The sequence below is a fragment of the Nonomuraea sp. WAC 01424 genome, assembly GCF_003947315.1.
In the GTDB taxonomy this organism is placed as follows: domain Bacteria; phylum Actinomycetota; class Actinomycetes; order Streptosporangiales; family Streptosporangiaceae; genus Nonomuraea; species Nonomuraea spiralis.
The window spans coordinates 458,934-469,435 of sequence record NZ_QHHZ01000009.1 but is presented as its reverse complement, the minus strand read 5'-3'; the positions used below and the strand labels follow the sequence as shown (position 1 = coordinate 469,435).

Annotated in this window: 8 protein-coding genes; 3 read left to right on the top strand and 5 right to left on the bottom strand. The window is 68.2% G+C overall.

The annotated features are described in order from the left end of the window. Positions 1-747: 747 nt before the first annotated feature. Positions 748-3,366 (bottom strand): hypothetical protein, encoded by a 2,619-nt coding sequence (locus DMB42_RS26500; protein ID WP_125637706.1) that lies wholly within the window; start codon positions 3,364-3,366, stop codon positions 748-750. A 480-nt stretch (positions 3,367-3,846) separates the two neighbouring features. Then, positions 3,847-5,181 (bottom strand): IS4 family transposase, encoded by a 1,335-nt coding sequence (locus DMB42_RS26495; protein ID WP_125637705.1) that lies wholly within the window; start codon positions 5,179-5,181, stop codon positions 3,847-3,849. A gap of 265 nt (positions 5,182-5,446) precedes the next feature. Here DMB42_RS26495 and DMB42_RS26490 point away from each other — a divergent pair, with 265 nt between their 5' ends. Next, on the top strand, positions 5,447-5,896 hold the full coding sequence (locus tag DMB42_RS26490; protein WP_125637704.1) for a hypothetical protein: 450 nt from the start codon (positions 5,447-5,449) through the stop codon (positions 5,894-5,896). An 87-nt stretch (positions 5,897-5,983) separates the two neighbouring features. Here the strand turns inward: DMB42_RS26490 and DMB42_RS26485 are convergent, their stop codons facing one another. Together DMB42_RS26485 and DMB42_RS26480 are read right to left on the bottom strand one after the other, a co-directional pair. After that, on the bottom strand, positions 5,984-6,808 hold the full coding sequence (locus DMB42_RS26485) for a PIG-L family deacetylase (RefSeq protein WP_125637703.1): 825 nt from the start codon (positions 6,806-6,808) through the stop codon (positions 5,984-5,986). 139 nt (positions 6,809-6,947) lie between these two features. After that, the gene (locus DMB42_RS26480; protein WP_125637702.1) at positions 6,948-8,339 is read right to left on the bottom strand and encodes a tetratricopeptide repeat protein; all 1,392 of its coding nucleotides are present in this window, start codon (positions 8,337-8,339) and stop codon (positions 6,948-6,950) included. A gap of 177 nt (positions 8,340-8,516) precedes the next feature. Here DMB42_RS26480 and DMB42_RS26475 point away from each other — a divergent pair, with 177 nt between their 5' ends. Together DMB42_RS26475 and DMB42_RS26470 are read left to right on the top strand one after the other, a co-directional pair. Continuing rightward, a complete protein-coding gene (locus DMB42_RS26475; protein WP_260477955.1) occupies positions 8,517-8,747 on the top strand; it encodes a glutamine synthetase in 231 nt (76 codons plus the stop codon). A 10-nt stretch (positions 8,748-8,757) separates the two neighbouring features. Next, the gene (locus tag DMB42_RS26470; RefSeq protein ID WP_125637701.1) at positions 8,758-9,996 is read left to right on the top strand and encodes a cytochrome P450; all 1,239 of its coding nucleotides are present in this window, start codon (positions 8,758-8,760) and stop codon (positions 9,994-9,996) included. On the opposite strand, the gene DMB42_RS26465 is transcribed toward DMB42_RS26470, so the two are convergent. Next, positions 9,962-10,459, bottom strand: a complete 498-nt coding sequence (locus DMB42_RS26465; RefSeq protein WP_125637700.1) for a MarR family winged helix-turn-helix transcriptional regulator — start codon at positions 10,457-10,459, stop codon at positions 9,962-9,964. The two genes, DMB42_RS26470 and DMB42_RS26465, sit on opposite strands and share 35 nt — an antisense overlap. Between the last annotated feature and the right edge of the window lie 43 nt (positions 10,460-10,502).

Here is a 10,502-nt window from a genome sequence, read left to right as displayed (position 1 = left end):
CGGTTACACGCCACAGCCCACCGGACTCCGCCTGGCAACCCCCACCGAGTTCATCCAGCACGCAACTGACATCGGCGCGCTCACACCAGACCAGATCAACCCAGCATGTTATTGATCGGCAAGCCCTTAAGGACTTTGAGCGGCTGTCAACAGGGGTTCGGTGAGGACGTCGATGTTGATGGCCGCTCGGTGGTCGGTACGGTCGAGGTTGCCTTTGGCCCGGTGCCTGGAGATCGCGCGCTTGACGATGCGCGGGCTGATGCGGGCTCGTCGGGCGGGCGAGAGATCGTAGATTTCCTGCTGGACGCCCACCGGGTGCGGGCGCGCAGGACCCGGATGCCCGGGAGGGTCGGCCTCACTTCGAGGTAGGTCGTTTCGATCTCCCAGCGCCGGTGACAGAGCGTGACGATGTCGCGGGCGGGACAGGCGAACCTGGCAGGCTGTCGGCCCAACGGAGATCCAGTTCTTCGACGGATGATTGTGGAAGATCACCCGTTCTGCTGGATCTCCGTTCTCATGTCCCCGGGATCGGCCGAACCCCTGGACATACCCGCCGTCACCCTTGACTTCCCGGCATTGGGATCAGTGCCTATACCGCGCAGCCCGGGCGAAGCCGCCGAGAAGATCCGTCATCTCAGCAATTGTGATTGAACGAGTGGCGGCAACGCTCCGGATGCCGTGAGTGGTCGGTGTGGGAGTTGGCCTCGTGCTGCAGTCGCGCTCCCAGGTCTGGATGTGAACCGCTGATCAGCGGATCGCCACCCTGAAGAAGCGCGGCCGGTAGATGCCCGGGTCGCGATAGTGGTCGGCGTCGTCCTGAACCCGGTTGTCCATGCTGTTGACGTTGTAGGAGATCAGCAGCGAGTCCTCGGTGCTCTGCTCGAAGTGCACGTGCGGGTTATAGGAGATGATGTCGCCGTCGAGGTAACTGCCGAGGGGACCGGGCTCGGGCATCCGGTAGACGTAGGTCTTGTTGGTGAAGCCGTCGAACGGATCACACGAGGTGAAGGCGTTGATCAAGCCGCTGAACGCTTCCGTGCTGTCCTGGCTGACCATGAGGAACTGGCCCTGCCACGGGGTGACGCTGTATTCGTTCGCGATGCCGGTCAGTGTTTCCCCGGCGTGCTCCTCCACCTCGGTCCAGCCCCACGAGGTGTAGTACTGCCATCTGCCGTTTCGCAGGTCGTCGCCCCGGACGCGAGCGACCTTCATCTTCTTGTTGATGGGGGCGTCCGACACCCCGTAGATGTAGGTGTAGCCGTCGCCGCTGCGGCTCGCGGGCAGGATCGCCGACCCCCAGGCGACGCCGGCGTGCGAGGGCATCGTAGTGAGGCTCTGCGGCTTGGTCAGGTCACTCAGGGAGAAGGTGGCGACCACGTTCTGGTCGAAAGCGAACGGCATCGGGCCGGTGCCCTGTCTGCGGTACCTGTTGAACATCACCTGCAGCCGGTCGCCGGTGATGAAGCCGTCGCCGCTCCAGTACCAGTGCGTGTCGTCCGGCGGCGGTAGGAGCGCCTTGGGCGCCGAGGCCGTGCCGCCGTGCACGGTGGTGAGCTTGTTCCCGTCCTGAATGACGAACGAGTTGTTGATCACCTTGGCGCTCGTGGGCCTGGTGCCGTTCGCGTTGAGCGGCCCCAGGAAGGTGTCGGAGAAAAGCCAGAGCGTGCGGCCATCGGGCATCCTCATGGAGTAGGTCGAGTCGCCGCCGGTCCAGCCGTCCGGTGTGGCGGCGGCGTAGGCGTTGAACGTGTCGACCGGGGCGGCGTCGAGCTGGGGAGGCCCGATCACGGGCGGGCGCAGGACGCAGGTGCGGCGCTTGAGCGGGACGTAGTTGTCGACGGACCAGATGGGGTTGGTCGAGTCGTTCTTCGCGGCCGTGGTGGAGGTTCGCAGATCGAGGCGGGTCTTGACCAGTGTCGCCACCATCGGATAGCGGAAGTTCTCGATCTGCACCTCTCCCGTGGAGGAGGGTGCCCGCACGTATTGCGCCGTCGGGTACTCCGGCATCGTCCCGGAGCCCTTTCCCGCCTGCGCCCACACCAAGACGCTCCACGTGACGCGCGGCACCGGCTGGCCGGGCAGCACGCTGAACCCCTTGATCGTGAGTGTGGCGGGCGCCGCCCCCTGCTCGGCCGTGAAGTCGGTGTAGGAGCTCCCGCCTGGTGACAGCAGGCCGCTGGCCACCTGGTTGTAGCCGACGAACGCGGCCTCCGACCTTCTCATGGGGCGGGCGCCGCCGAGCGAGTCCCCTTCGGTTCCGTCCTCCACCGCGAGCGTGCTTCGCCACAGGGCGACGTCGGGATCCCGGTAGCCCATCGCCTCCAGCCCGTACTGCGGGGCGGCCAGGCGGTAGTTGGCGATGGCGAAGGTGTGCAGCAGCACGTTCAGGTCACGCCCGCCGAGTGAGGCCCGAATGGCGGTGATCGGTGAGGACTCGGCACTGCGGATGTGCTCCCAGGTGCTCCGCACGAAGTCGGGGCCGATCTGTTCTGTCAGGTAGAGGGGCAGTAAGAATGCGCCGTACTGGCGTGGTTTGCCCAGGCCGTCCCAGGCGTTCAGGGCCAGCATGGGTTTGGACAGGAAAGCGCCCACCTTACTCGCGTACATGTCTCGCTGAGAGGGGTAGGGCACGTGCGAAGGGCTACGGAGGTAGGTCTGATGGGTGGCCCATTCCGCGGTCGCCTCCATCCACCAGTTCATCGACCCGAACTCGTCCGTGTCGGTGTACTGCCGGTAGTAGGCCAGGGCCACCTTCCCGGCCTTCCAATAGGAGTACTGGAACACGTGGAACAGTTCGTGGCGCGGAAGATAGTCGTATGAGATCGGCTCGGACGGGTCGATTGGTATCAGGATGGTCGGCAGGAAGTTGTAGCCGATCGGCAGTGTGAACGGGGCCTTTATCTTGGAGAAGCAGATCCATTCCTTCACGGGGTCGCAGATCTGGTCGGTTCCGATGAAGATGGCGTGCGGCACCGCCGGAATGTTGGAGATCTCGAAGCCCATCGAGCGATACGTCTTGGCCGAGATGGAGACGGCGTCGAGCATGTCCTGTATCGCGGTCGGTCGTCCGCTCGGCTCGGCCGGGGTGGGAGCCACCTCGCCGGCGCCGATGTTGTAGAAGATGACGAAGTTATCGACGTTGGCCCAGCAGTGGTATTTCTTGAACAAGAACTGGTACGGCTCGTCGTGCGTGCAGTCGAAGAAGGAGTTCTCGTTACTCGGCGGGCCGGGCGGTGACAGCACCTGCCTGGCGGCGCCGGAGGCTTTCGCCGACATCGCGGACAGATAGGTGAGATAGGCCTCGGGGCCCGCCGACAGCGGGCCGGTCGGGCGCAGCCGCGCCGGAACCTTCTCGGGTGCGGTCACTGACGCCACACCGTACCTGATCATGTCGTCGACCGACAGGTCGCCGGCCTGGTAGGCGCTGACGATCCTTTCGTTCGGCCCGAAGATGTGAGCTTCAGTGGCTGACTGAGCTGGGCGAGAAAGAACAATCATGGGCAGGAGTAGAGCCAGCAGACTCGCTATGACAGCGCGTATCATGCGCGGAGTATCACAGGATCTTGAGGCTCGCGATAGATCGCCGAGGGATCGTCCGCCACGATCCGGGCATGGATCCGGAGCCCTATCGGGAAGAGCCGCCCCTCCCAGATGTCGACATCTTTCTGGTGGCCCCCCGCCTATCCGCGTGGACCAGGACATGGGCTCGTCGAAGGAGGTCGGTCGTCGCCGTCCCTGCGCAGGTCGAGCAGCGCAAGGGTCATTGAGAGGGCGGTTGAGAGCATGAGCGACTCCACGGAGCCAATCTGGCGGATAGCCCCGTCGTCCCATGCCACTTTCCTCTCATCAAGGGGCACAAGAATCCAGTAATCCACCTCCACTCAACCCGGGGCACACCATGCTGATGATGGCTTTGTAGGTGGTCCGGTCGATGGCGGGTCCGCGTGCGTTGTATTTGGAGATCGCGCGTTTGACGATGCGGTCGTTGGTGCGGACTCGCCGGGCGGGCAGGAGATGGGCCAGGACGTGACGGCCGATGGTGGCGACCAGGTCGATGTCGGTGCCGGCGATGACGCCGGCGGCCAGGATGAGCTGGTCGCGGGCGGCGGCCAGGGCGGTGGTGAAACCGGCCCGGTCCGGGTCGGTGCCCGGGACGCTGTCGGTGGCGTCGGTCATCGCGGTGCGCAAGACCTGGTAGACGGTGAGCAGGGCCCAGACCTCCTGGTCGATGCCCTCGGGAGTGCGCGCCCGCAGGACGTGTCCGGTCAGGATCGTGGCCTTCAGCTCCGCGTAGGTGGTCTCGATCTCCCAGCGCTCGTGGTAGAGCCGGATGAGGTCGGCCGCCGGGTGGCGGGAGGCGTCGGTGAGCGTGGTCAGCAGCCGGTAGTGGCCGGTCCGGGTGCCCGCCGCGGTGCGGATGGTGATCTCGGCGTCGATGACGCGGACGGTCAGCGAGCCGAGCCGGGTCAGGATCGAGCCGTCCCGGCAGCGGGCCACGGCGGGCAGGTTGCGGCCGGACTTGCAGCGCACCAGCAGATCGGCGCCGGTGGCGGCCAGCTGGTTGAGCAGGTCGGTGGCGGCGAAGTTCCGGTCGCCCAGCAGCAGCATCCCGGCCCGCAGATGCGTGGCCTGACGGCGGGCGTAGTCCCGTTCGCCGATGGTGGCGGGCCCGAACACGGCTGCGATCACCGACCGGGTCCCGCAGGCCACCAGCGCGGTCAGCCGCAGTTGCGGGTATCCAGAGATCCCGATGCCGAGTCGCTGCCGGGTGAAGACCGTGAGGTTGGCCGCGCAGTCCGGGACCGGTAGCAGGGTGCCATCGACGGCGACCACCCGCAGTCCTCGCCACCATCCTGCGGCAGCGGCCGTCGCCGCAGGGCCGCTGATCAGGTCGAACAGCGCTTTCATCGGAGCCGGCCCCAGCCGCTGGCGGGCCTGGCGAAGAGCGCTGCCGCTGGGCCGCACCGGTGCCAGGCCCGCCAGCCCGGCGCACAATCGGTCGAACACCTGCCGGTAGCCCAGCCCGGTGAACATGGCCGCGGCCAGTAGCAGGTAGACCGTGACCCGCGCCGGTACCAGCCGGACCCTGCGCTGGAGCGCACGGGTCTCGGCCAGCACTGCATCGACCATCTCGAACGGGATGATCCGGGTCAGTTCGCCCAGGTGCCCTGGCGCGAACACCCCAGCGGCTACCCCGGCCGTTCGTTGTATGGCAACCTGTTCCAACAGCGGAGCTCCTGTGGTGAGGATGTCTTGGAGTGACAGACCTCTTCTACAGCGGCTCCGCTGCCTTTGTTCACAGGTCTTGACGAACAGCCCTCTCTCTTAACTGAACGGCGTTGGCTCTAGAAGACTCTCGGCGGCGAGGGTGTGATCAGAGGGTGTGATCAGAGGGTGTGATCCGAGGGCGTCGAACCAACTCGCGAACCCGATCATCACACCACACATGAGATCATTTCGCCGAGCGAGCATGTGGCTGGCCGCGTTCGTCGTCGGCCTGCCCTCGCTGGGGGTGGCGGCGGTGGTCGTCGCGTTGTGGGGGCGGCCGTGGGCGTTGTTCGCGGTGCCGTATCTGGTGTTGTTCATGCTGGTCTACCTCGTCGGCCTGATCCTGCTCGCCCTGCTGCGCTTCCGGCCGGACTGGCTGCGCGCCCTGGTGGCCGCCGTGGCGGCGTACGCGATCGCGTCGGTCACGCCGTCGATCGGCACGATGATGCGCTTTCCCTACCATGTGGTCAGGTGCGGCGGCCTGCCCGTCGTCGCCACCGGTTTCGCGGCGAGCATGAGCTACAACGTCCCAGGGGACGAGGACTACGGGGTGACGCCGTTCGACGGGCCCTTCTTCTGCACGGAGAAGGAGGCCAGGGCCGCCGACTTCCACCACTACGACTTCTGACCCGGACCGCCGGACCGGTCGTCGTTCGCGGGGACGCGAGCGGCGTACGGTCCGGCGGTCCGACGGTCGGCGCGGAGGAGGCCGGTGTCAGGGGCGGAGGCCGGTGAAGAGGTCTTCCTCGTGGTCGGGGGCGTCGACCTTGTTGAGCTTGCGTTCGAACGCCTCGTGGGAGAACGCCTGGTGCTGGGCCTCGTCGGGCATGCGGAGGAGGAAGATGTTCTCGCCCTGGCTCTCGTGGGACTTGAGGGCCTTGAGCTTGCGCTCGACCTGCGGGGTGACGTCGACGATGGCGGTGACCAGCTCGTCGGGGGTGCCGAAGTCGTCGGACGGCTCGAAGCCGCCCAGGTCGACGCCGCTGTCGCGCATCAGCTCGAACATACGCTTGATCGACGCCCGGGGGATCGCCGTGTAGTAGAACTTGTCGGGGATGCCGGTCGCCTCGACGGCGGCCACCGTGATGCGGTGGGTCTGCACGTGGTCAGGGTGGCCGTAGCCACCGCCGCCGGTCTCGTCGTAGGTCACGACCACCTGCGGGCGGTAGTGCTCCATCAGCTCGCCCAGCCCGGCGTCGGCCGCCTCGACCGGCACGTTGGCGAACGCGTTGGGGTGGTGGTTGGTGTCCCAGCCGTCCATGCCGGAGTCGCGGTAGCCGAGCAGTTCCAGGTGGTCGATGCCCAGATGTCCGACGGACTCGCGCAGCTCGGCCAGCCGTCGTTCGGCCACCCTTTCGTCGTCGTGGCCCTCCTCGCCCGGTTTGACGCCGCCGACGTCGTCACCCTGCTCGCCGTTGGTGCAGGTGACCAGCACGGTGCGGATGCCTTCGTCGGCGTAGCGGGCGAGGATGCCGCCGGTGCTCAGGCACTCGTCGTCGGGGTGGGCATGGACGACCATCAAGGTGAGTTCCCGATCCATGAGGGGAACCCTACTCGGCGCATGCGACACTTCCGCCCGCGCGTTCGAACGCGCGGTGGACGGGCGGAGGGCCAAGAAGGGGCGCGCGCCCGGGGGTGGGGGTGTGGTGAATGGGTGGGGGCGTGGTGAGACGGGTGGGTCAGGCGGTGGCGATCAAGGTGGTGGCCTTCTGGCGGGCGGTGGCGGCGGTGGCGTGGTCGCCCAGCCGGTCGGCCAGCGCCGCGTGCTTGAGCCAGTTGAACGGGCTGCACGGCCGTACGCTGACGCGTTCGCTCACCAGCACCCGGGCCACCTCGTGCCGCCCGCCCCGCAGGGCCGCCTCCAGCAGCGTCTTCTGCACGGCGTCCCGCTGGGCGTGGCTGCCGCCGAACTCGTTGACCCGGTGCCTGATCGGGTACAGCAGGTCGACCGCCGTCCCGAAGTCGCCCCGCCCGTACGCCACCAGGGCCCGGCACACCGGCAGCCCCACCCGCAGCGTCATCGCGACGTTGGCGACCCCGGGCCGGGACTCCAGCGTGTACGCCTCCCGCGAGGCGATCAGCGTCTCCGCCTCCCCGATCCGCCCGGCCCCCACGTACGACATGACCGCGTGCATGTCGTTGAAGGCGTAGAACGGCTCGGCCACCAGCGGCGGCCAGGCGTCGGCCAGGGCCTGCCAGCGTTCGTGCTGGTCGGAGCCCTCCAGCAGGAGCCGCCAGAGCAGCGCGGCGGCGTCCAGCAGCTCCATGGACGTGCGCCCGCCGCCCAGCACCGCGTCGTGCACGGCCAGCGCCCGCTCCACGTCCCCGGCCTCCAGGGCGTAGAGGGCGTAGTGCCACCAGGTGTGGACGTTGAAGAACGTGCCGGTGGACCAGTCGTCGAGGCGGGCGTCGAGGTAGCGCACACCCTCGCCGAAACGGCCCTGCATCTCGTAGGTGTGCACCACCGCGTGGATGCCCCACACATCGCGCCGGTTCAGCTCGACGGCCCGCAGGCCGACCTCCTCCGAGCGGTCGTAGTGGCCGGCCTCCTCCAGGCCGAAGGCGTACATGCCGAGCAGGTGGCCGAAGTGCGGGTCGTCCTCGTGCCAGGCGGTGAGCGCGCCGCCGACGCGGTCGCGCAGCGCGCGGGCGTCGCCGGTGAAGAAGTCGAGCTGGTGTCCGGCGGCCAGCGCCACCGCATCGCGCGGGTGGGCTGTCGTGATCTCGGCCAGCAGCGCGCCGCAGGCGGGCAGGTCGCCGTCGAGCAGCGTCCGTACGGCCGCCACGTGGGCGCGTTCGCGGGGGAGCAGCGAGGACTCGTCGGCCTGGCGGCGGAAGGCGTCGAACCGGTCCCGCGCGGTACGGGCCTCGGCTGCCTCGGTGGTCAGCAGGCCGAGGTAGGCGGCCAGCACGTTGGCCATCGGGAAGCCGGGGGAGTCGGCCAGCGCCGCGTCCGTCTCGGCGTCGACCTCGGACCGGAAGTGCAGCAGCTCGTCGATCGCCCGGTCGTAGTGCCGCGTGGCGGCGGCGCTCGCGCCGGTCATGGCCAGGCCGTGCTCGTCGGTGCTCACCGGATCACTGTAACCGCGCGGCCCGTCGCGGAACCGGGATGACGCACAGGGCCACGCGCCCAGGACAGGCGCGGGTCGCGGACGACAGACTTCGTTCGGGTCCGTACGAGATTCTCGGAAGGCTTGTCTGCTCTAAGTCGTCGCCGTAATGTTTGTGGCCGAACGAGAGGAGCGGCGGTGACTGAGGAGATCGTCGAGCGCCTTGTGGCGGCGGGCGTGGACGAGTGGGGCCTGGACAACCGCAGCGCCATGCTCCGCGTGCCGCCCGAGCGCGGGCCGGGCACCCGGCTGGAGGTACGGCTCGGCGACGCTTCGGCCAACCCCTACCTGGGCATCGCCGATGAGGTCGAACGTTTCTCCCGGTACGTCACCAACTGGGAGCCGCGCGAGTACGCCCACCACCTGTGAAGGAGCGCCCATGCGCCTGGCCGACGTCGACCTGGCCGACCCCGGCAGGTTCACCGACGGGGTGACCCCGTGGCGGATGTTCGACGTGCTGCGCGAGCAGTCGCCCGTCCACTGGCAGGACGAGCACGGGCACGGCAAGGGCTTCTGGGCGGTCACCCGGCACGCCGACATCGTGGCCGTCGGCCGCGACCCGGAGACGTTCACCTCCGAGGGCTTCACCAACCTGGAGGAGGTGGACGAGCGGCAGGCCGCGATCCGGCGTTCGCTGCTGGAGACCGACGGGCCCCGCCACCACGCGCTGCGGCGGTTGTTGCTGCGCGACTTCTCGGCCAGGTCGGTGGCCGGTTACGAGGTCTTCCTGCGCGGCCTGACCGCCACGACCCTGGACGCCGCCCTGCCCAAGGGCGACTTCGACTTCGTCAAGGAGGTCGCCGCCGACTTCCCGATCAACGTCCTGGCCCGCATGCTCGACGTGCCCGACACCCAGCGGCTCATCGACTGGGGCAACCAGATCATCGAGAACACCGACCCGGAGAGGCTGCACGCGAGCGAGCGCTTCAAGGACCTGCCCTTCCGTAGCCCGGCCTCCCTGGAGGTCTTCGAGTACGGCCGCGAGCTGGCCGCCCGCCGCCGTGGCGGCGACGGCACGGACCTGGTCAGCAGGCTCGTCAACCAGGTGCCCGTGGACGGCCTGCCAATGTCGGAGCGCGACTTCGACAACTACTTCCTGCTGCTGGTCGTGGCAGGGAACGAGACCACCAGGCACGCCGTCTCGCACGCCATGCTGGCCCTCCTGGAGCACCCGGACCAGCTCGACCGGCTGCGCGCGGACCCGTCGCTGATGCCGCGCGCCGTGGACGAGTTCCTGCGCTGGGCCTCGCCCGTCTACCACTTCCGCCGTACCGCGACCCGCGACGTCACCCTGCACGGCCGCCGCGTCGCCGCCGGCGACAAGGTCGTCATGTGGTACGCCTCGGGTAACAGGGACGAACGCGTCTTCCCCGACCCGTACCGGTTCGACGTGGGCAGGGACGCCGACGAGCATCTGACGTTCGGCAGGGGCGGCCCGCACTACTGTCTCGGCGGCGCGCTGGCCAGGCTGGAGATCCGGGTGTTGTTCGAGGAGCTGCTGCCGCGCCTGTCGTCGATCGAGCTCGCGGGCGAGGTGCGCAGGATCCGTTCGAACTTCGTCAACGGCATCAAGGAGCTGCCGGTCAGATGCTCTCCAGGTGCTCCATCACGCGCTTGAGCGAACCGGCCAGCTCGCGCCGCTGCTCGCTGTCGAGCTCCTTGACCACGAACGCCTCCTGCCGGTTGAACTCCGGGAACAGCTCGCGCATCAGGCGCTCGCCGGTCGCGGTGAGCGCCAGCATGACCCGGCGGCCGTCCGTGGGATGCGGGAAGCGCCGCAGGTGACGGTAGGACTCCAGGGTCTTGACCACACCCGTGAGCGTGCCCTTGGAGATTCCCGCCTCGGCGGCGACGTGGCGGGTCTCGCTCTCGCCCCAGATCCACACCACCCACATCACCACGAACCCGGTCCAGGTCAGGCCCGTGTCACGCAGCACGGTCTGCTCCAGATGGTTGCGGATGGCCGAGGAGGCGCGGTAGATGTTCGACACCGCCCACATGGCCTCGAAGTCGATGTTGAGCTCGCCGAGCCGCTGGCCGATGGCCTCCTCGGTGTGGCGCAGGGTGTGGTGTCCCGTCATAGCCCCGAAGTATATTCGGTACCTAACAATCTTGCCGTACGCG